General features: G+C 64.1%; 19 protein-coding genes and 1 rRNA gene. 15 read left to right on the top strand and 5 right to left on the bottom strand.

Going from position 1 to position 21196, the window contains the following annotated elements:
* Nucleotides 1-8 precede the first annotated feature (8 nt).
* The 4 genes from rrf (at nucleotide 9) to E8E91_RS01230 (ending at nucleotide 3849) form a co-directional block, all read left to right on the top strand.
* Nucleotides 9-124 (top strand): 5S ribosomal RNA (rrf, locus tag E8E91_RS01245).
* Nucleotides 125-292: 168 nt separating this feature from the next.
* On the top strand, nucleotides 293-955 hold the full coding sequence (locus E8E91_RS01240; protein ID WP_280374265.1) for a paraquat-inducible protein A: 663 nt from the start codon (nucleotides 293-295) through the stop codon (nucleotides 953-955).
* The gene (locus E8E91_RS01235) at nucleotides 942-1565 is read left to right on the top strand and encodes a paraquat-inducible protein A (protein WP_280363651.1); all 624 of its coding nucleotides are present in this window, start codon (nucleotides 942-944) and stop codon (nucleotides 1563-1565) included. Before E8E91_RS01240 ends, E8E91_RS01235 begins: the two co-directional genes overlap by 14 nt.
* Complete coding sequence (locus tag E8E91_RS01230) at nucleotides 1558-3849, top strand: MlaD family protein (protein ID WP_280374264.1); 2292 nt, start codon at nucleotides 1558-1560, stop codon at nucleotides 3847-3849. The genes E8E91_RS01235 and E8E91_RS01230 overlap by 8 nt, the downstream gene beginning before the upstream one ends.
* Nucleotides 3850-3905: 56 nt before the next feature.
* On the opposite strand, the gene mksF is transcribed toward E8E91_RS01230, so the two are convergent.
* Genes mksF through mksB form a run of 3 tightly spaced genes read right to left on the bottom strand, consistent with a single transcriptional unit; the run spans nucleotide 3906 to nucleotide 8706 of the window.
* A complete protein-coding gene (mksF, locus tag E8E91_RS01225; RefSeq protein ID WP_280374263.1) occupies nucleotides 3906-6740 on the bottom strand; it encodes an Mks condensin complex protein MksF in 2835 nt (944 codons plus the stop codon).
* Nucleotides 6737-7447, bottom strand: coding sequence for an Mks condensin complex protein MksE (gene mksE, locus E8E91_RS01220; protein WP_280374262.1), 711 nt, complete (start codon nucleotides 7445-7447; stop codon nucleotides 6737-6739). Before mksE ends, mksF begins: the two co-directional genes overlap by 4 nt.
* Entirely contained in the window at nucleotides 7447-8706 is a 1260-nt protein-coding gene (mksB, locus tag E8E91_RS01215; protein ID WP_190830593.1) for an Mks condensin complex protein MksB, read from the bottom strand. The genes mksE and mksB overlap by 1 nt, the downstream gene beginning before the upstream one ends.
* Nucleotides 8707-8942: 236 nt before the next feature.
* Between mksB and E8E91_RS01210 the strand changes: the two genes are divergently transcribed.
* The 11 genes from E8E91_RS01210 (at nucleotide 8943) to E8E91_RS01160 (ending at nucleotide 20473) form a co-directional block, all read left to right on the top strand.
* Nucleotides 8943-9551: a hypothetical protein gene (locus tag E8E91_RS01210; protein WP_280363661.1), complete on the top strand. Its 609-nt coding sequence runs from the start codon at nucleotides 8943-8945 to the stop codon at nucleotides 9549-9551.
* A 174-nt stretch (nucleotides 9552-9725) separates the two neighbouring features.
* Complete coding sequence (locus E8E91_RS01205; protein WP_280374261.1) at nucleotides 9726-10772, top strand: DUF6160 family protein; 1047 nt, start codon at nucleotides 9726-9728, stop codon at nucleotides 10770-10772.
* A gap of 2 nt (nucleotides 10773-10774) precedes the next feature.
* Nucleotides 10775-11803, top strand: coding sequence for a hypothetical protein (locus E8E91_RS01200; protein ID WP_280374260.1), 1029 nt, complete (start codon nucleotides 10775-10777; stop codon nucleotides 11801-11803).
* Nucleotides 11793-12401: a DUF6160 family protein gene (locus tag E8E91_RS01195; protein ID WP_280374259.1), complete on the top strand. Its 609-nt coding sequence runs from the start codon at nucleotides 11793-11795 to the stop codon at nucleotides 12399-12401. The genes E8E91_RS01200 and E8E91_RS01195 overlap by 11 nt, the downstream gene beginning before the upstream one ends.
* 10 nt (nucleotides 12402-12411) lie before the next feature.
* Complete coding sequence (locus E8E91_RS01190; RefSeq protein WP_280374258.1) at nucleotides 12412-14736, top strand: DUF6160 family protein; 2325 nt, start codon at nucleotides 12412-12414, stop codon at nucleotides 14734-14736.
* A 303-nt stretch (nucleotides 14737-15039) separates the two neighbouring features.
* The gene (locus E8E91_RS01185; RefSeq protein ID WP_280374257.1) at nucleotides 15040-16590 is read left to right on the top strand and encodes a 2-isopropylmalate synthase; all 1551 of its coding nucleotides are present in this window, start codon (nucleotides 15040-15042) and stop codon (nucleotides 16588-16590) included.
* A complete protein-coding gene (locus E8E91_RS01180) occupies nucleotides 16587-17390 on the top strand; it encodes an energy transducer TonB (protein ID WP_280374256.1) in 804 nt (267 codons plus the stop codon). Before E8E91_RS01185 ends, E8E91_RS01180 begins: the two co-directional genes overlap by 4 nt.
* The gene (gene rimI, locus E8E91_RS01175; protein ID WP_280374255.1) at nucleotides 17387-17839 is read left to right on the top strand and encodes a ribosomal protein S18-alanine N-acetyltransferase; all 453 of its coding nucleotides are present in this window, start codon (nucleotides 17387-17389) and stop codon (nucleotides 17837-17839) included. Before E8E91_RS01180 ends, rimI begins: the two co-directional genes overlap by 4 nt.
* 71 nt (nucleotides 17840-17910) lie before the next feature.
* Nucleotides 17911-18555: a carbonate dehydratase gene (can, locus tag E8E91_RS01170; RefSeq protein WP_151136873.1), complete on the top strand. Its 645-nt coding sequence runs from the start codon at nucleotides 17911-17913 to the stop codon at nucleotides 18553-18555.
* A gap of 3 nt (nucleotides 18556-18558) precedes the next feature.
* Complete coding sequence (locus E8E91_RS01165; RefSeq protein WP_280367607.1) at nucleotides 18559-19470, top strand: DMT family transporter; 912 nt, start codon at nucleotides 18559-18561, stop codon at nucleotides 19468-19470.
* A 4-nt stretch (nucleotides 19471-19474) separates the two neighbouring features.
* Complete coding sequence (locus E8E91_RS01160) at nucleotides 19475-20473, top strand: isocitrate/isopropylmalate family dehydrogenase (RefSeq protein WP_280374254.1); 999 nt, start codon at nucleotides 19475-19477, stop codon at nucleotides 20471-20473.
* Nucleotides 20474-20578: 105 nt separating this feature from the next.
* Here the strand turns inward: E8E91_RS01160 and E8E91_RS01155 are convergent, their stop codons facing one another.
* Together E8E91_RS01155 and E8E91_RS01150 are read right to left on the bottom strand one after the other, a co-directional pair.
* Complete coding sequence (locus E8E91_RS01155; RefSeq protein ID WP_280374253.1) at nucleotides 20579-20806, bottom strand: hypothetical protein; 228 nt, start codon at nucleotides 20804-20806, stop codon at nucleotides 20579-20581.
* 130 nt (nucleotides 20807-20936) lie between these two features.
* Nucleotides 20937-21140 carry a hypothetical protein gene (locus tag E8E91_RS01150; protein WP_190830608.1) on the bottom strand — a complete coding sequence of 68 codons (204 nt, stop codon included), beginning with the start codon at nucleotides 21138-21140 and terminating at the stop codon, nucleotides 20937-20939.
* Nucleotides 21141-21196 lie beyond the last annotated feature (56 nt).

Genomic DNA, 21196 nt, shown 5'->3' with positions numbered 1-21196 from the left:
CCGAATTGCTTGACGACCATAGAGCGTTGGAACCACCTGATCCCATCCCGAACTCAGCAGTGAAACGACGCATCGCCGATGGTAGTGTGGAGCTTCTCCATGTGAGAGTAGGTCATCGTCAAGCTTCTATCCCAAACCCCCGATACGCCCAGGCGTGTCGGGGGTTTGTCTTTGCGCGCAAGAAATATTCAGGCCGGGTCGTGAAGTTGGTAGCGCCCGGAAACTCTTGAATCGCTACCGCCTGCGGTGCGCTCGTCTAGAATAGCCGCGATACCCTGAGAGCCTTGCCGCCATGCCTGAACAGGCTGAACAACGTCCGTTATCCGAACTACCGCTGCATGATCTGATTGCTTGCCATGAGTGCGACCTGCTGATGCGTCGCCCGGACATTGGCGAAGAGCAAAAGGCTTGCTGCCCCCGCTGTGGCTATGAGCTGGTGGTGCACCGCTCCAAGATGGAGCGCCGCGCCCTGGCCCTGGTGCTGACCGCATTGCTGCTGTTCGTGCCAGCCAACTTCCTGCCCATCATGAAGCTCAATCTGCTTGGGCAGACCACCCACGACACCGTCTGGACAGGGGTTGTAGGCCTCTATAACACCGGTATGGAAGGTGTCGCCTTGCTGGTGTTGCTGTGCAGCATGATCATTCCCCTGATAAAGCTGCTGTGTCAGCTGGTCGTGCTGGTCTGCATCAACACCCGTCGTGCGCGTGGCCTGGGCGTGACGCTCTATCGCCTGTACCACCATCTCAAGGAGTGGGGGATGCTCGAGGTCTACCTCATGGGCATCCTTGTTTCCATCGTCAAATTGATCGACCTCGCCGACCTGCACCTGGGCATCGGTTTGGTCTGCTTCATCGGTCTGCTGCTGGCCCAGGTGTGGCTGGAGGTGACCATGTCGCCGCACCAGGTCTGGGATGCGCTGGACGAAGAAGGAGACGCCCATGCGCGCCATTGATGCCGGCATCATCGTCTGTGACGAATGCCATCAGCTGAACCGCCCCGAATCCGACGACGAACACGGCCACTGCAGCCGTTGTGGCGCTGTCCTGCACCCGCGCCGCCCGGACAGCATCGTTCGCACCTGGGCGTTGCTGATCACCGCCACCATCCTCTACATACCGGCCAACCTGCTGCCGATCATGACGGTGAACTTCTTCGGCAACGGCTCGCCGTCCACCATCATGGGCGGCGTGCTCGAGCTGATTCATGCCGAGATGGTTCCCATCGCGCTGGTGGTATTCGTTGCCAGCATCCTGGTGCCGACTTTCAAACTGGTTGGCATTGCACTACTGCTTTACTCAGTACAGCGGCGGCTACCCATGTCGCCGCGTCAGCGCATCCTGATGTACCGCTTCATTGAATGGATCGGCCGCTGGTCCATGCTGGATATCTTCGTCATCGCCATCCTCGTGGCGCTGGTGAACTTCGGCAACCTGGCGAGCATCGAAGCGAACCTGGGTGCCGCTGCCTTTGCCAGCGTCGTGGTGATCACCATGATTGCGGCAGTGACCTTCGACCCCAGGCTGATCTGGGACAACACCGATATGGACGACGAGAATGCCTGAGTTGCCAACGCCCAAAACCCGCAAAACCACGAGCTGGTCCGCCATCTGGGTGCTACCGCTGGTGGCGCTGCTCATCGGCCTATGGCTAGCCTGGAAGGCCATGAGCGAAGCAGGTATCGAGATCCAGATCCGCTTCGAAAATGGTGACGGCATCCAGGTCGGCAAGACCCAGCTGATGTACAAGGGCATCCAGGTGGGCAAGGTGGTCGACCTGCATGTCAGTCAGGACATCAAGGGGGTGATCGCGACCGTCGAAGTGATGAAGGAGGCTGAGCCCTACCTCAGCAAGGAAACCCGCTTCTGGCTGGTGCGCCCACGCGTTTCGCTGGCGGGGGTTACCGGTCTGGAAACACTGGTTTCCGGTATCTACATCGCCATCGACCCGGTGAAAGGCGAGCCGATGCGCAAGTACACCGCGCTGGCCGAACCACCGCCACTCTCCGATTCCCTGCCGGGCCTGCATCTCACCTTGAAGGCCGAGCGCCTGGGTTCCCTTGAGCAGGGCAGTCCGGTCTATTACCGGCAGATCCAGGTCGGCCAGGTGAAGAGTTACCGGTTGGCTGAAGACCAGCGCACCGTCGAAATCAAGGTGCACATCGACCAGCCCTATGCGCATCTGGTGCGCAAGCACACGCGTTTCTGGAATGCCAGCGGTCTCAATGTCACCGCCGGCTTGTCCGGGGTGAAGATCCGCACCGAATCCCTGTTCAGCATCATGGCTGGCGGTATTGCTTTCGCTACCCCGGAGCATCGCCAGGACAGCCCGCCCACCGACCCCAGCATCCCGTTCCGCCTATATGACGGTTTCGAAGCCGCCGAGGCCGGCCTGCGCGTGTTGCTGCGGATGGACGATGTCAGCGGCCTCAGCCCGGGCAGTACTCCGGTGATGTACAACGGCGTACAGGTCGGCACCCTGAAGAAGCTGGACATGGACAAGGACTTCACCGGCGCCACCGCTGAACTGACCATGGAGCCGCGTACCGAAGATTACCTGGTGGAAGGCACCGAGTTCTGGACCGTGAAGCCGTCCATCTCGCTGGCGGGCATCACCGGTATCGAGGCATTGGTGAAGGGCAACTACATTGCCGTGCGCTTCGCCAAGGAAGGAACGCCTACCCGCGAATTCAAGGTACGCCCCAAAGCGCCGCCGCTGAACACTGATGCGCCCGGCCTACACCTGGTGCTGACCAGCGACCGCCTCGGCTCCCTGGAAGTAGGCAGCCCGATCCTGTTCCGCCAACTGCGCGTGGGTAGCGTGCAGAGCTACCAGCTCTCCCGCGACCAGCAGCGCGTGGTCATTGGCGTCCATATCGAGCCTGAGTTCACCAAGCTGGTGAATGAATCCACTCGCTTCTGGAATTCCAGCGGCATCACCCTCAAGGGCGGCCTGTCAGGCGTCGAGGTGAAGAGCGAGTCGCTGCAAACTCTGCTGGCGGGAGGTATCACCTTCACTACGCCGGATCCGAAGGCCAAGCCGGTGACCCGTCCGCGTCGCTTCACGCTGTACGACGACGAGGCTCAGGCCATCGTCAAAGGCACGCTGATCGAGATCGCTGTTCCGCAGGCCGAGGGCGTCAAGGAAGGCACGCCGATCCGCTTCAAGGGCATCGACATCGGCGAAGTGGAGACCGTGACGCTGAACAACGACCTTTCCGGTGTGACGCTCAAGGCGCGCCTGACCCAGGCTGCCGATCGCATCGCCCGCGCCGGCACCCAGTTCTGGATCGTGCGTCCGGAGCTCGGCCTTCTGCGCACGGCCAATCTGGAGACGCTGGTCAGCGGCCAGTACCTGGAAGTACTGCCATCGCCCAAGCCAGGTGCCTCGCAGACCCGCTTCACGGCATTGCCGGAAGCGCCGGATGCACTCGCGCGCCAGGAGGGCCTGCGTATCACCCTCAGCGCTCCGCGCCGCGGCTCCATTAAGCCGGGTGTGATCGTCAGCTACCGCGAGGTGCCGGTGGGCAAGGTGCTGTCCTATGAGCTGGGCAAGACTGCAGACCGTGTCTTCATCCACGTGCTCATCGAACCGCGCTACGCGCCTCTGGTGCACAGCGGCAGCCGCTTCTGGCACACCAGCGGGGTCGGCGTGGATGCCAGCCTGTTCAAGGGCGTGAAGGTGCGCACCGAGTCACTGGAATCCATGGTGGAAGGCGGGATCTCCTTCGCCACGCCGAACGAAGCGCAGATGGGCAATGTCGCGCTCAATGGCCAGACCTTCGCGTTGCATGACGATGCCGAGGATGAATGGCTGACCTGGGCACCGAAGATTCCCCTGGCGAAATGACCACCCCGTAAAAGAAAGGGCCGCATATGCGGCCCTTTCTGTTTTCAGCGAGGGTATCAGGCGGGTTCGGCCGCCTCGTCGGTCGCGTCCTGGGTGGCCTTGGCCACGTCACGACGCTTGATGAACTTCCAGTCCGCCTCGTCGATGTAGATGCCATTCGGGCCGCTGCCGCCTTCCAGGTCGATGGCGACGTTGGCCGATACCTGCGGCTTCACCGACGCGAGGATCGGCGTGAAGCCCAGCTGCTGGCTGGTCTCGATCAGCGCCTGCTGGTTGCGCTCGTCGATGTCCGCCGCCTCGTCCAGGTAGTAGGGGAGGCGGATGCGGCCGGCCTGCTCGCGGTCCATCAGGTGCAGGAGCAGGTACATGTTGGTCAGGGCCTTGATGGTCATGGTGGTGCCGTTGGACGCGGCGCCATCGATGTCCGTGTGGATGACCGGCTGGCCGTGCACCTTGGTGATCTCGAAGGCGAGCTCGAACAGGTCCTTCAGGCCCAGTTGGTTGCCGTTGGCCGCCACCAGGCGCGCGAGGTATTCCTTGGCCTCTTCGTTCTTCGCATCCTGGTCGCTGGAGTTGGTCAGGTCGAACACCGAAAGTGTCTCGCCTTCCTCGTACTGACCGGCGCTGTGGATGATCTGGTCGATATGGCGCAGGGCTTCCTTGTTCGGCGCGAGGACGATACGGAAGCTCGCGAGGTTGGATACCTGGCGTTTGTTGATCTCGCGGTTGAACAGGGCCAGCTGGTGTTCCAGGTTGTCGTAGTCGCTGCGGATATTGCGCAGGGTACGGGCGATGTCGGTGACCGCTGCACGACGTGCCTTGGCCAGGGTCAGTGCCTCGTCCTGGCGGTGCGCGTAGGCGTTGATCAGCAGTTGCAGGCGGCGCTCGGCATCGTCCTCGCTGTCGAACTTGGCCACGCCTTTCAGGCGTACCTGGGCGTAGAGCGCCTCGATCTGGCCGTCGATGCGCTGCAGTGCCTGCCAGGTGTCCTGGTAGTCATTGAGCAGCGGCAGCAGGTTGTCCAGGCTGTCGTCCACCGGGTCCATGAACGGCTTGCCGAAGGGCAGGTCGGCGGGCAGCAGCTGGCGACGGCGCAGGGCGTCTTCGAGGGTGCGTTCCTTGGCTTCCAGATCGGCGAGTTGACGCCCCACCAGTTGCAGCTTGGCGGAGAGTTGCTGGACGCGTTCGGTGAAGGCGTCGGCGGAGCGCTTGAGTTCGTCCTGGGTGGCTTCCAGTTGCGCCAGCTCTTCCAGTTTGGCGGGCTCTTCGGCCGCCAGGGTCTGGCTCTTGCGGAAGTCTTCCAGGGCCTTCTGGGCGTCGAGCACGTCCTGGTACAGCTTCTCGGCTTGGGCCTTGCTCGCGGCGCGGTCGGCGGCAACGGACTGTTGGGTCTTGAGCTGCTTCAGCTCGCGCTCCAGGCGGTCCTTCTGGTCGCGCAGGGCGGCGCGGTCGGCCAGCGCCTGCAGCGCCGGCGGCTCGATGTGGGACAGGTCGATGGACAGGCCCGGCACTTCGAACTGGCTGCCCTTGAACTGATCAAGCACGGTTTCCAGGGTCTTCACCCAGGCTTCGCCGTCGTCCAGCTGGATACCTTTCTCGCCCAAGGGCAGGCTGAACAGCTGGCCATTGAACAGGCGCATCAGGCGGTCCACGTCGGCTTGGGAGAACTCCTCGCGCAGACGGGAGTAGCTGTTGTTGTCGGCGTGGTCGAGCTGCTGCTTGACTGCTTTCAGGCGCTTCTCCAGATCACGCAGGCGTTCGTCGAGATCCTCGGCGGAGAACTGGCGGGATTGCGCGAGGGCGCCGGCCAGTTCGTCGTGGGCGTCCTTGGCGGCGAGCAGTTGCTGCTCCAGCACCTTGGCGTCATCCACCAGCGCGAAACGGTTCTTCAGCACCGCCAGTTCGCCCAGCCAGCGCTGGTTTTCGGTGATGGCGCGCTCCAGGCGCATCATTTCCTGGGTGCCGCCACGCTGCTCGTTCTGCAGGCCGTCCTGTTCACCACGGTAGTGCTCGGCCTGGATCACCAGCTCCTCGCGACGGGCGCCGGAGTAGTCCTGCCAGGTGCCCAGCAGGGAATCCAGCAACGGCGAAATGCGATGCAGCTTGCCACGCAATATTTCGCGCTGGGTCACGCCATTGGCCAGGGCCTCCACCAGCGGACCGGCGGCCACCAGCGCCTGGTAGTCCTGCTCCATGCGGCGTACGTCGCGGAAGGCTTCTTCGCAGGCGGCGATGTAGTCCACGCTGCCCGAGCGCAGGCTGTGCTCGAAGGCATCGAGGAACAGCTGCTTGAGCTTGGCTGCGGTGATCTCGCGCATGTGCAGCAGGTTGATGAACAGCGAGCGGAAGGTCTTCAGGCTCTGTTCGCTGGTGGAACGCAGCGGGATCAGCGTCAGGTCCAGCGGGATGGAGGTGTGACCACCCACCAGCAGGCGGCGCAGCTCATCGGGCTTGAGCTCGTAGGCCTTGATGCCTTCGCGCTCGAGGTTGTTGAACAGCTCGCGCTGACGCAGGCAGGTGCCGTCACGCTGGTAGTGATCCAGGTCCAGCTCGCCGCGATAGGCGAAGAACTGGTGGCCGAAGCCGCCACCCGGACCGCGACCGGCGACGCCGATCACATGGGGGCCGTGGGGCAGGGAGACTTCGACGAGGATGTAGCTGGTGTCGGTGGCGAAGTAGAACTTGCGCGACTGCTCCAGGCTGTACTTGCCGAAGCTCATGTCCGACATGCGCGCCAGGATCGGGAACTGCAGCGCGTTGATCGACGCCGATTTACCCAGGTTGTTCGCACCGTAGATCGACAGCGGGGTTTCCAGCGGGAACAGGCCGAGGCTGTAACCGGCGGTGTTCAGCAGGGCAAAGCGGCGGATGCCGTAGCGTTCCTGGCTCATGCGTCTTCCTCCTGGGCGGCGCGTTCTTCGGCCATGGCGCGGGCCAGGGCGTCTTCTTCGGACTCGGCGGGCGCATCGACAGCTTCGGGCTCGTCGATGGGAATGATGGCGTCGCCGCTGTCGTCATCCATCAGCACCGGAGCGCGTAGCTCCAGGTCAGTGCTGTGCAGGCTGGCGGCCAGGTCGCGGTCGTGCTGCACCGCCAGGCACACATCGAGGAAACGGTGCATCGGCGGCAGGAAGCGGTAAACGCCGTTGCTGTCTTCGGCAAAACCCAGCTGGGTGAGGCGGCGGATGACCTTCTCTTCCAGCTCTTCATGGGTGGTCACTTCGGCCTGCATGAACAGGTCGCGGTACTTCTCCAGCAGCGCCGGCAGCTCATCCCGGCCGATGGTGCCGCCGTCGAGTACCGAGAGCGGGTCGCGGCCCTGGTCGGCCAGGTGCTCCACCAGGATGAAGGTGAACAGCGCCAGACGCTGGGCGGTCTTGTTCACCTGGGCGCCCATCTGCTCGGGCACGAAGTAGTAGAAGCCACGCGGATCGCACACCAGCTCGAAGCCGAGGCCCCTGAACAGGGCGCGGTACTGGTCCTGCATGGTGGACAGCTGGGCGTAGCACTCCGGCTCGCTGCGGGAGAGGTGATAGCCCTTGAACAGCTCGCGGAAGATGGGCGCGAGCTGGGTCATTTCTTTCAGGTCGATATTCATCAGGAAGTCTTCTCGGCCGCGGCGGTGGGGCTCTTGATCAGGGCATAGGAGCTCAGGCTGACCTGGTGCTCGGCGGTCAGATAGTCACGGCGCTCCAGGCGATCGCGAGAGAATCGCGCATCGCGGGACAGACGCGAGAACCAGTAGAGGAGTTCGTCGGTGGCGCCTTCGGGCTCCTGTTCCAGCAGCCAGACCATCAGGTCCGGCAGCGGCAGGGCCTGCTCGCAACGGTCAAGCATTTCCCGCGCGGTCTTCGGCGAACGCGGCGCGGTGGCCTTGCGCGGGCCGCCGGATTTCGGGAAGTGCGCCGGCTTGGGCTGGAAGCGCGCCAGGGCGTAAACGTACGCCTCCACCTGGGAGCCGCTGCCGAGGAAGGTGGTCTGCGGGCGGGTGAACAGCGGCATGGCGGCCTGGGGCACGGCATCCAGGCCCTTCTTGCGGATTACCGACAGCGCCAGGGCGGCGCCACGGGTCACGGCGTTGTGCCGGCGGGCCTCTTCACGTAGTGGCAGCAACAGCTCGCGGGCCTTGCGCAGGGTCAGCTGGGCGCTGGTCTGCATTTCCAGGATGCGCGCGTGGGTGCGAAGCAGCAGGTCGTCGTCCACCAGTTGGCCGAGGCGCTGCTGTTCGCCCAACAGGCGCAGCAGCACCTGCTCAACGCGCCGTACGCCCTGTTCGAAGGCGCCGTCGGCGGCCACCAGTTGGATCATTGGTTCGACGTACTCGTCCCAGGTGGCCAGCACTTCTGCGTAGCGCTGGCGCAGGGGAATCTGCCGGTCGCTGGTCTTGGCGCGATCGGCCACGGCCACCAGTGCCTGCTCGTCGTTGTCGAGCTTCTTCAGTACGTCGCGCACGCGCATGTCGAGCAGGCGCAGCTGGCGCGCCAGGTCGTTGCCGTCGCGGATCTCGAAGGCTTCCTGGATATAGCCGGCAAGGCGTTCCAGGTGGCGCAGGTAGGCTTCGATCTCCAGACACAGGCCGAGGCGGTGTTCGCGCCGCAGGTAGGCGAGGAAGTCGTGGATTTGCGCGTTCAGCTCGAAGCGGTTCGGGCTCTTGGCCACGGGAACCAGGATGTCCAGGCGCACCCAGAGGTCGAGCAGGGCGGTGATGTCGGTGGGCGTGCCCTCCGGCAACTGGCCGGCGAGCTGCACACGCAGCTCCACCAGGCTCAGGGTGCCGGTATCGAAGCGCTCACAGAGCGGCTCGAGCAACGTCCAGTGTTCGGCTAGGGCGCGCAGTACGCGCTTGGGATCGATCATCGATTGGCCGGGGTTCGCTGAAAAAAGAGGCGATTGTACTTCAGGTTGTCGGTGGCGATTTAGCTTCAACCGATCAGAGGAGCGACACCCGTCTCGGACTGACAATTTTGGGCAGTTTTCGACTGGCATCGTGCTATCAATTGCGCCGAGCAGGGTTGTAACCCCTGTCCAAGTGCTTGAATTGGCTGGCATGTTTTCTGCGTTAGGAGTGTGACCGTTGTACGACCGCAGGAACCATGAGCCCCGAATCCGCACTGCTCGCCGACGCCCGCTGGGCCGAGCTGGAACGCCAGACCGACCTGGACTGGGACCTCGACGCCATCACCAACCGGCAAGAGGCCATCGACTTCCTGCTGCACTTCGAGAACCGCCTGTGCGTGTATTCCGGCTACGTCGAAAAGCTCTACAGCCGCTACAGCTTCGTGGTGCCTGAGGAAGAGCACGGCAGCATCACCATCCTCCCCGACGAGATGGCCTGGTACGACACCTTCCACGACATCCCGGCCGACGCAGTGCTGCCCACCGGCATCCATATCCTGCCCGGTGAAGTGTTGGGCTCGACCGGCCTCTACCTGAAGATTCCCGGCGAGCACCGCCTCAGCCCCTCCCACGAGCTGCCCTTCCAGGACGGCCTGAAAATGCTGATCCAGCGTTACCAGAATCGTGGTCAGCAGTTTCTGCCGGTGCTCGCCAAGGGTGACCTGCGCGAGTACGAGGCGCGCATGCCGTCGCTGCATCTGCATCGCATCGATACGAGCCGCATGGGGCGCAATTCCCGGCTGGAGATCTCGAACATCAAGGGTGCCATCGCTGACCACCTGATCGGCCTGTTCCGCCAGGGCTGACCTCGGCGTTACCCCTTTGTTGCGATGGGTAACAGCTGCCCGTCGCCGACTTCCTGACAGGCGCCTTCAACTCGACTATGGGTCGGGACGCTTCCCTTTCGCGCTCCCTATAGTGGCTAGAAAGGGGACGAGTCTTCGTCGCTTGCCCATACAAGAACAATCAGGGAAGTCGCCATGCGTTCGAAATCGTTGCTTGCCTGGAAGCTCAAGGCCGTATTCGTGGCTGGGCTGTTGTCCACGTCCATTGCCCAGGCGCGCATGGAAGAGCTGCCCGACAGCGAACTGTCCAACATCACCGGGCAGGCCTTCATCAACCTGACCACCGACGCCAATGCCGGAATCAACTACACCCGCGTCAACTTCGGGGTGAAGGTCGATACCCAGCTGAACATGAAGAAGCTCCAGCTCGGCCAGTACGACGACGCTGCAACCCGGGCGGGGGAGGTGGCCGGCTCGTCCGACATCCTGATCAACAACTTCGCCCTCGGCACCGTGAACGCCGATGGTTCGGTCAACCCCTTCCGTATCGCCGACCCCTTCGTCGAGCTGGCCTACTCCGGCAACAAGGTGGTGGGCGTGCGCATCGGCTTCGGTGAGGCCAAGGGCGTGCTGTCCGGGGATATCCAGAGCCTGACCGGGAACATCCCAGTGCATATCACCGGCACAGCCAAGCCGATCTACGACAAGGCGTCTTTCGGCGACAAGATCCTGCTGGGATTGGCGGGCATCACGAACTCCACCAAGCTGCAAGGGGACGCCACCCTGGTGAACTCCAGCGGCAACCCCGATCCGGTGCGCGGCGGCCTGGCCGGCATGCCCAATGGCTCAGGGCTGAGTTGCGTCAGCGGTTGCAACCTCGGCGGACTCTCCGACGCCCTGCTGGGCCTGTTCAAGTCCAGCGGCTGTGCCATCCTCTCCCTGTCCACCTGCTTCCCGCTCGCCGACTTCAAGTCGCTGCCGGTGGGCAACATTTCCAACATGAACACCATGGACGGCGCGGCGAAAGGCTTCTTCATCTCCTTTCAGACCCAGGACCTCGCCTGGAAGGACATGGATCAGAACGCCTTCATGACCGCCCTCAAGGGCGCCTTCATGAACATGCCCAAGTACCGGGACGCCAACGGCAACCTGGTGTCGCCGATCAACATCGACTTCGAGCAGGCGTTCAACGGCATTCCGCGCCAGGACACCTGCCTGGGCTCGGCCACCGCGGGGTGCTGAGGATGACCCGAGCCGCGGTGATCCTGCTGTCACTGGCCGCCGCCACCGCACAGGCCGAACTCAAGGCGCTGGACGACGATGAGTTGTCCAGCGTGGATGGGGCGGGCATTGGCTTCGTGCTGGACCAGGTGCTGCTGGATGCCAACAACGCCACCATCACCATCAACGACATCACCAACGCCGCCAAGCAGAACGTCCCGATCGCGGTGAAGGAGTTCTACCTCGGTGCCGCCGGCAGCAACAAAGGCGCGAACCTGAGCCCCGTGACCATCGGCCGGCTCGATCATCCCTTCGCTCTCAACCTGGCCAAGGGCGAAGACATGCGCACCCTGCGGGACGACGGGCAGTGGGTGCAGACCACGCCGAGCAACATCACCGTCCTTGAGTTCATGTTCCCCGAGCGCCTGACCGGCGCCGCCGGCCAGGCCTGCATCTCTGGTCTCGCGGCAGCCGGCAACAACTGCTCCAGCCGCGCCAGCGAAAAGGTGGACCTGGGGATTCGCTTCGACTTCCAGGTCGCCGCCGGGCGCACCGACATCCTCAACCTGGACTTCGCCGAGCTGGCGATGGACGGCTCCTACCTGCGCCTGTGGGGCGACAGTGGCCGCAGCCAGATGGTGGGCGAAGCGCGCATCAACATCTTCACCAAGAGCCTGCAGATCATGAGTTGCGCGGCCGGCGCCACGGGCTGCACCACCGCCACTGAGCAGCGCGACCGCACCATCTTCCTCAACAACGCCTACGCCAACATCTCCCTCGGCTACGGCAAGACCCAGCCATTGCTGTTCGACGTGAGCAGCAACGGCCAGTTCGTGCTGGAACTGCCCAACCCCACCGCGTCCGGTACCACCCAGGCGCAGAAGGATGCGCTGGCCGCCGATTTCTACGCCAATGCACCGCGCACCAACATCGTTATCAACAGCCTCCAGGCCGGCAGTGGCAGCGCCGCCAGCGGCGGCTACAACTTCGGCTACAACGCCATCCAGGGCCTCAGCATCAATTATCTGAAGGTAACCAGCCATGATCTCTAGGGCGCTCTACCTGGCTGTGCTGCTGGCGCTGCCGATGCTGGCGCAAGCCGAATTGAAGGCGTTGGAGGACGCCGACCTGAGCCAGATGAGCGGGCAGGGCGGGGTGTACCTTTCCGGTGAGTTCAGCATCAACAAGAACGGCGGCGTGCTCTGGAACACGCCGGCGTCCAATGACCCGACCACCTGGAAAGCCAATGAACGCAGTTGCGCCATCGCCGGCGCCGGCAGTCCGGAAAGCTGCGGCTTGCGCATTGCCATTCGCTCCGAGGCCAACGGCGGTTGGTACGTGCTGGACAACCTCAAGGGCATCTTCAGTTTCGAAGGCCTGACCCTGAATACCCGCCTCATCAACAGCGGCTTCGGCGGCGATGGCGCGGTCTTCAACCAGGATGTGCTGGCGCTCGGCCTACCCAACGAGGTGCGTTTCAAGAACGGCAGCTTCGCCTTCGGCGTGGCCAACCAGGGCGGTTGGCAGAACAAATCCGGCACCGTCGCCAATGGCGGCAATGCCAGTTACCAGCAGACCAATATCTTCTCGGCGAAGATCGACGGCAGCATCCGCATGCAAGGCAGCGTGCTGGTCTTCCCGAAGAACTGAGGAACCGATCATGCGCCCAGCCCCCTTGCTGTTCGGCATGCTCCTCGCCTCCCAGGTCCAGGCCATGGAGGCCCTGGACGACTTGTCCATGGCGGCGGTCAGCGGCCAGGGCGGCATCAATCTGGAAACCTCCAGCCAGGGCTGGTCGGCCAGCAACATCAGCTACACCCAGGACGGCCGCAGCCTGAACCTGCGCGACGTAAGCAACCGTGCCGCCAGCGGCTCCACCAGCACCTCCCAGACAACTCTCGACGTGCAGGACGGCCAGTTGCAGGTCCAGCACAGCTCCAGCCCCCAGGTGCTGTCGGTGAACAACATCGAGATGGATGGCAGCAGCAAGAGCTTCGGTGCCTTCCGTGCCTTCTATACCCTGGGCGCCACCCTGAAGCTCAAGGGAGGCGGGGCCAGCGGTGTCAACGGGATTGCGGTGGACGACAGCCGGCTGTCTCTCACCGACGTGACCTTCTACTACCGCGACAATGGTTACGACCTCGTCGTCAAAGGGCTCTCCTTCGATACCTACCTGGACAACGCCTACCTCGACATCGTCAGCGGTGGCAGCGGCAAGGAGGTCAAGCTCAACCTCGGCGACGCCCGTTTCATCGGCACCATCGGCGGCATCAGCCTGGACCTCGCCCATGGCGATCCCACCGCCTCGCCCGTGACACCCTCTGCGCCGGACCTGCGCGACCCCAACGCCAGCCGCAGCTTCGGCAAACTGAGCATGGACCTGCGCCTGGGCGGCAGTCTCAGCGTCGCCAGCGGGGGCGCCAGCGGCGAGGGCATCCGTATCCGCCCGGACCTGAATATCGGCAGCAGCCTGTTCCAGTACCAGGACGAAGGTATCCTGCGCGCCGAGAACTTCTCCGGCACCCTGCGCAGCCTTGGCGGCCTGACCGTCGACCTGGCCCAGGACGTCGGCGGCAGTTATGCACAGGTGGCGTTCCAGGACCTCAAGCTCAACGCCACCCTGGGCGGCCTGATCATCGGCAACCCGACCAACCAGAAGCTCGGCAGCCTGGCCATCGACCTCAACTTCGCCGACGACGGCGCCAAGCAGAACTGGCTCAAGCTGCGCCCGGGCGGCGACCCCAACTCCGGTGCCAAGGGCCTGACTGCCGATGTCAGCTGGAACATGGCCAACAGCTCGGTTTCCCTCACCGATAACGGCAACAGCATGTGGTTCAGCGGCCTGCGCACCAATGGCACCGGCCAGATCACCCTGGACCTGACCAAGAGCTGCGCCAGCGGGGCCAGCGCTGGTTGCTATGCCGGCACCCAGAGCGACATGACCAAGGGCAGCTACAACGGCCATTTCGACGGCCTGCGCCTGGGGCTTTCCAACATCAAGGGCGGCTACAGCTTCGACGGCCTGCGCGTGGGGTCGGCCAACGCGCCGCTGCAGGGCGGCACCGAGTTGCTGGTGCTGATGGAAATCTTCCCCGCCTACGACTTCACCCTGAACGGCCAGATCACTCTGTTGCCGGGAGGCAGCAGCGGCGACGGCCTGCGCTACAACGCCGATTTCGTCTTCAGCGATGCCCGCGCCGCGATCTCGGTCGACGAGACCGGCAAGGGCCTGTGGTTGGCCGGCACGACCTACGACATACACTTCCGTGATGGCTCGGTGGACGTAAGCAACAACGGCGTGGAGCTGCGCAAGGGCACCTACTGGTCGAAGCTGGAAGTCAGCGACCTGCGCTGGGGTGACCGTGCTACTGGCACCAGTCTCGGCCGGCTGGTGCTGAAACGCTACGAGCTGGGCTCCACGCTGGCGCTCAGCTCCGGCGGTGCTGGCGCCCTCTGCGTGGGCGGTAGTGGCACCAGCGCTGGCGCCTGCTCGGCCAGTGGCGGCCGCTGGGAAGACCGGGGCAATGAAGGGGTGTCGGTGAAGCTGAAGAACGTCTTCGTCCGCGACACCGCCATCGAAAGCACCACCAACGGCGTGGCCACGGACGAGAAGCGCAACCAGGTCGTCTGGGAAACCAACCGCGTCAACGGCGCCGCCGGCAGCGGCAGCCAACTGGTTGTGGATAACTTCTACACCTCCGATGGCAACCCCAGCGACCCCAACGCCAACACCTATGGCTTCAACGCCGACCTCAACCTCGACGTGGCGCCCACCAAGGTCTGCAACAAGAACGGCGGCAGCTGCACCCCGGTCACCCCCGACCCGCTGGGCTTCGCGGTCAACGGCCGCATCCACTTCAAGGAAATCAACGTCGACCGCCTGCAACACGTCCACCCCACCGGCGGCGCGGTGACCTCCATGTACGGCATCAAGGTGCAGAACGCCGATATCAGCGCCAACCTGACGGCTACGCCGATCAATTGAGCCTTCGGGGCGCCGCCCCCACAAGGATTTCCGGGAGCGGATCTTTTCTTGTGGGGGCGAATTCAGTCGCGAAGCAGGCCGAAGGGCAGCCCAGCATGGTCGGTTGGGGCAGCTGCGATGCCCTTGGCGAATAAATTCGCCCCTACAGTGTTTCTCTGGCCCCTATCGACCACCCGCCCACCGACCTTTCCGCCCACCGCTTTTCACGCCACAATTCCCTGATCTGGAGCCGTCGCCACAAGCAGTCCGGCACCATCAGCCTGAGCCCGGCCGCACGCACGGTGGGGCCGTGAGGAGCGAGCCATGAGCAGCCAAGATCGCGTCATCATCTTCGATACCACCCTGCGGGACGGCGAGCAGAGCCCCGGCGCTTCCATGACCAAGGAAGAAAAGTTGCGCATCGCCAAGGCCCTGGAGCGGATGCGGGTGGACGTGATCGAGGCGGGCTTCGCCATTGCCAGCCCCGGTGACTTCGAGGCGGTCAAGGCGATCGCCGACAGCATCAAGGACAGCACCGTATGCAGCCTGTCCCGCGCGGTGGACGCTGACATCGACCGCGCAGCCGAGGCGCTGGCCGGGGCCAACTCCGGGCGCATCCACACCTTCATTGCCACCAGCCCCATCCACATGCAGTACAAGCTGCGCATGGAGCCCGACCAGGTGGTGGAACAGGCCATCCGCGCGGTGAAGCGTGCGCGCAACCTCTGCGCTGACGTGGAGTTCTCCTGCGAAGATGCCGGCCGCTCCGAGATCGACTTCCTCTGCCGCATCATCGAAGCCGCCATCGATGCCGGTGCTCGCACCATCAACATCCCCGACACCGTGGGCTACGCCATTCCACACCAGTACGCGGACACCATGCGCCAGCTGCTGCTGCGCATCCCCAATGCCGACAAGGCGGTGTTTTCGGTGCACTGCCACAACGACCTGGGGCTGGCGGTGGCCAACTCCCTGGCGGCGGTCGCCGTCGGCGCGCGGCAGGTGGAATGCACCATCAATGGCCTGGGCGAGCGTGCCGGCAACGCTGCGCTGGAAGAGATCGTCATGGCCATCAAGACCCGCCAGGACGTGCTCGGCGTCTACACCAACATCGACACCCCGCACATCCTCAGCACGTCGCGCATGGTCTCCGGCATCACCGGCTTCCCGGTACAGCCGAACAAGGCCATCGTCGGTGCCAACGCCTTCGCCCATGAGTCCGGTATCCACCAGGACGGCGTGCTCAAGCACCGCGAGACCTACGAGATCATGTCCGCCCAGTCCGTCGGCTGGCACACCAACAAGATGGTGCTGGGCAAGCACTCGGGGCGTAATGCCTTCCGCACCCGTCTGGAGGAGCTGGGCATTGCGCTGGGTAGTGAGGCCGACCTGAATGCCGCCTTCGCTCGCTTCAAGGAGCTGGCGGACAAGAAGCACGAGATCTTCGATGAAGACCTGCAGGCGCTGGTCTCCGACACACTGGGCGAGGAAGCCCCGGAACACTTCAAGCTGGTCTATCTGGAGGTCGCGTCCAAGACCGGCGAAGTGCCCCACGCCAAGCTCGTGCTGTCCATCGACGGCGTGGAGCAGGGCTCCAGTGCCGAAGGCTCCGGCCCGGTGGACGCCACGTTCAAGGCTATCGAAAGCCTGGCCACGTCCGAGTCGAGCCTGCAGCTCTACTCGGTCAACGCCATCACCCAGGGCACCGATTCCCAGGGTGAAGTTACCGTCCGCCTGGAAAAAGCCGGACGAATCGTCAACGGAAACGGTGCGGATACCGATATAGTTGTCGCCTCCGCAAAGGCCTACCTCAACGCGCTGAACCTGATGCAGGCAGGCGTGCGCAAGGCTCATCCACAGGTTGCTGACGTTTGATCACAGAACACCGTCGTCGCGCGTATCTCGATGCCATGCAGGTAGCCACCTGGCTACCTCGCACGGCATTGCCCTTTGCCGCGCCCTCCAACCCCGAATTGCTGGCGCTGGCCCCGGAAGTCCTCCTTGAGGATGCCCCCGCGCCAGTCGCCGACGTAACCCCCGAAGCGCCAGCCGCCGAGGCCCGCCCGGCGGCGACATCGGTGCGCGCCAGGATCGAGATTCCGCGCCCTGGCAGCACCCCACGCCCGGCCGTGCAGCCCGAACCCGAAGCAGCCGCCGAGCCTGAAGCCGCGCCGGCCAAGGTGGACGTGCTGCCCCCGCCGCGCTTCTCCCTGCAGCTGCTGCGTGCCGGCAACTGCCTGCTGCTGGTGGAACTGCCCACCGGCGAGCCCTTCCAGAGCCGCGACCCGGCCTACCTGCTGCTGAAGGATTTGCTGCGCGCTGCCGGCCTGCCGGACAGCCCGCAGATTCTCGGCGAGCCGGTGCGCTGGCCGCTGCTCAGCCGCGGCAATATGGACCAGGGCCCCGACGCCGCCCGCGACTTCGTCCAGGGCTTCGTTGGTATGCGAATGGAAGAGCAGGGCGACTGCGCCTGCCTCTGGCTCGTGGGCCTGCCGGCGGTGCGCTTCGCCGGTGAAGCCGATGCCGCCGCCTTCAATCGCGAACTCCAGGTCGAAGGCCTCGGCGCCGCCTGGGCCCTGCCGGGCCTTGAACTGTTGATGGACGAGCCCGAGCGCAAGAGCGAACTCTGGCAAGCCATGCGCCGTGTGATGCGCCGCTGGAAGCACACTGAATGACCGATGCCGTTTCCTTCCGCCCGATGACCGAGGCGGACCTCGATGCCGTCCTGAAAATCGAATATGCCGCCTTCAGCCACCCCTGGACGCGCGGCATCTTCACCGACAGTCTCAAATCCTACGATTGCTGGCTGATGTTCGAAGGCGACCAGCAGGTTGGCCATGGCGTGATCAACGTCATCATCGACGAGGCGCACCTGCTGAACATCACCGTCAAGCCGGAAAGCCAGGGCCGCGGCCTGGGGCTGCGTCTGCTGGAGCGCCTGATGGAGCGCGCCCGCGAGCTGAAGGCCGGCGAATGCTTCCTCGAAGTGCGCGCCAGCAACCAGTCCGCCTACCGCTTGTACGAGCGCTACGGCTTCAATGAAATCGGCCGTCGACGCGACTATTACCCCGCTGTGGGTGGCCGCGAAGATGCCCTGGTGATGGCCTGCACGTTGATCGACTGAACCCTGCGCAGGCCATTGCCAAAGCTCCCGGCGCTCCGTAAGGTGCCGCCAGCCACGAGAGGAGAAGACGCATGAGCGACCTGCAACAGCTGATCGACAACAACGCCCGCTGGGCCGAGAAGATCAAGCAGCAAGACCCGGACTTCTTCGCCAAGCTCGCCAAGCAGCAGGTGCCGGAATACCTCTGGATCGGCTGCTCCGACGCTCGCGTGCCGGCCAACGAAATCGTCGGCATGCTGCCCGGTGACCTGTTCGTCCACCGCAACGTGGCTAACGTGGTGCTGCACACCGACCTCAACTGCCTGTCGGTCATCCAGTACGCGGTGGATGTGCTCAAGGTGCGCCACATCCTCGTCACCGGCCACTACGGCTGCGGCGGCGTCCGCGCTGCCATGCGCGACACCCAGTACGGCCTGATCGACGGCTGGCTGCGGACCATCCGCGACCTCTACTACGACCAGCGCGAGCACCTGGCTACCTTCGCCACCGAGGAAGAGCGGGTCGATCGCCTGTGCGAGCTGAACGTTATCCAGCAGGTGGCCAATGTCAGCCACACCACCATCGTCCAGAACGCCTGGCACCGTGGCCAGGAACTGTCCGTCCACGGCTGCATCTACGGCATCAAGGACGGCATCTGGAAGAACCTCAACGTCACCGTCAGCGGCATGGAACAATTGCCGCCGCAGTACCGCCTGCGCCCTCTCGGACAGAGCTGAACCATGTCAAATCCCAACAGCCGGGCCGTTACCCTGGCCTGGCTCGGCCTGCTTGTGGCCAGCGTTTTCTGGGCCGGCAACGCCCTTGTGGCCCGCGCCTTCCACGATGCCATTCCACCCTTCACGCTAGCGTTCTGGCGCTGGACCCTGGCGCTGGTCATCCTCCTGCCCTTCGTCGCCCGACCCATGTGGGAACATCGCAGCGCGCTGCGTTACGCCGGCTGGCGCCTGTTGGTGGTGGCCGCCCTGGGGATCAGTACCTACAGCGTGCTGCTCTACTTCGCCGCGCGTACCACGGTGGCCATCAACCTCACGCTGCTCAACACCTGTCTGCCGCTGGCCACCTTCATCGGGGCCGGCGTGCTGCTCAACGAGTGGCCGCCCCGGCGCGCCTGGCTTGGCATGGCGGTAGCGACCTGCGGCCTGCTGGTGCTGATCGCCCAGGGGCAGTTGGCGCAACTGGCCGCGCTGTCGTTCAACCCGGGTGACCTGATCATGCTGCTGGCCGTGGTCGACTGGGCGCTTTACACCCTGCTGCTGCGTCGCTGGAACAGCTACTTCAAGCTGCCGCCGCTGGTGCTGCTGGGCGCGCTGGTGGCGTGCGGCGTGCCTATGCTGCTGCCGTTCTATCTGCTGGAACTGGCCAGTGGGCAGCGCTTCGAACTGTCCACTGAGAACTTTGCCGCCATCGGCTACACCGGGCTTTGCGCCTCTCTCCTGGCCTACCTGTTGTGGAACCAGGGCATCCGCGTGCTGGGTGTGGCCAAGGCCGTGCTCACCAACTACCTGATGCCGGTGTTCACCGCGCTGCTCGGTTATCTGCTGTTGGGCGAGGGATTGCAGGCCTACCATTGGTTGGGTGGGGCGATGATCTTCGCCGGCCTGCTGTTGGCGACGCGCCCCTCATTGAGGTGAGCCCATGCACACGCTAGTTGTCATCCCCGGGGACGGCATCGGCCGCGAAGTGGTGCCGGTGGCAGTCGAGGCCCTGGAGAAACTCCTGCCCGACCTGAAAACGGTGGAAGCCGAGGCTGGTTGGGACTGTTTCCAGCGCACCGGCAGTGCCGTGCCCGAAACCACCTTCCAGGCCCTGCGCGACAGCGGGGCGGGCATCTTCGGCGCCGTTTCCTCTCCCACCGGCCAGCGTGTGCCCGGCTATCGCAGCGCGATCCTGCAACTGCGCCAGGTTCTCCAGCTCAACACCAACCTGCGCCCGGTGCGCAGCTGGCCCTGCGTGTCGCACCGGTCCGGGGTGGATCTGATGATCCTGCGTGAGAACAGCGAGGGCCTCTACAGCGGCCGCGAACACTGGGAATCCGAAGGCGTCGCCATCGCCGAACGGGTCATCAGTCGTGATGCCTGCGAGGCCCTGGCCCGTCGCGCGCTGGAAGTGGCCAAGGCACGCAAGGCTCGGCGCATCACCCTGGTCCACAAGGCCAACGTCCTGCCCGTGACCTGCGGCCTGTTCCGCGACACCTGCCGCGAAGTGCTGGAAGGGGAAGGCTGGGCCGCCGAGATCGACGAACGCCTGGTGGATCTCGCTGCCCTGCAACTGGTGGAACAACCCGAAGCTTTCGACCTGATCGTGACCACCAACCTCTTCGGCGACATCCTTTCCGACCTCGCCTGCCACTGGAGCGGCGGTCTCGGCCTGGCGCCTTCCCTCAACTGGGGCAACCACATGGCCCTGGCCGAACCCGTCCACGGCAGCGCCCCCGACATCGCCGGCAGCGGCCGCGCCAACCCCATCGCCGCGATCCTCAGCGTGGCCCTGCTGCTGCGCTACCACTGGCAGAAGCCCGCTCTCGCTAAACGCCTGGAAACCGCTGTGGAAAACTTCCTGCGGGAAGAAGGCAAGGCCGACTTCGGCTTCGAGACAACCCAGGTAGTGGGGCAGGGCATCCTGGCTGCGCTTTAGGGCTTTTGCTCTCCCTCTCGTCTTCAGGGAGGGGGAGTTCCACCCCAGGCACCGATCTCCCGCCCCCCACAAAAAGAAAACCCCGCCAAAGCGGGGTTCCCACATTCACCCGGAATCAATCTCCGGCGGCCCCGGCAGAGTCTTCTCCACCAGGAACAACATCCTTTTGGGCGCCCGAACCTCGAGCCGCGCCGAGCCATTCACAATCGGCCCCACCACGATCTCGATCCCCTCCACCTTCAACATCTCCATCAACACTGATTCGCAGACTCCTTCCAGCACCCTCAGCGTAAGCACGTCACCTTCCCTGCGTTCGCCAACATGAATCTGCATGTGGATTGCCTCGCATGGATGACCGGGGAAGGGGACCACGGAGCGGAAAGGTGTGCTACGGGAGAAGGTGGAGTTCAGCGGTTTCGTACGGAGGGTTCGGACTTTCGGTAGAGCGGTCTACATCTCCCACTCAGGGAATAGCGATCTGCAAACTGCCCATGCTGAGCTTGAGGAAGATAAACCAGCCAATCGTGCTCACGATGCCCAGCACGGTGTAACCGACGATGATACCCAGCGCGATCTGCTTCCAGAGTCCCGCGTAGTTTCTGGTGGGGGCCACGCGGTGAGGCGGAGTTTCGCGTTCTGCTCGAATGCTTTCGAAGTCGTCTTTCACTTTCTCATCTGTCCGTATGGGCGAATTGTGAGGCTCAGGAATCGGTGCATGCCTTA

It is taken from the genome of Pseudomonas sp. BN515, assembly GCF_029873155.1.
GTDB lineage: Bacteria > Pseudomonadota > Gammaproteobacteria > Pseudomonadales > Pseudomonadaceae > Metapseudomonas.
This window is presented reverse-complemented; position numbering and strand designations above follow the sequence as displayed.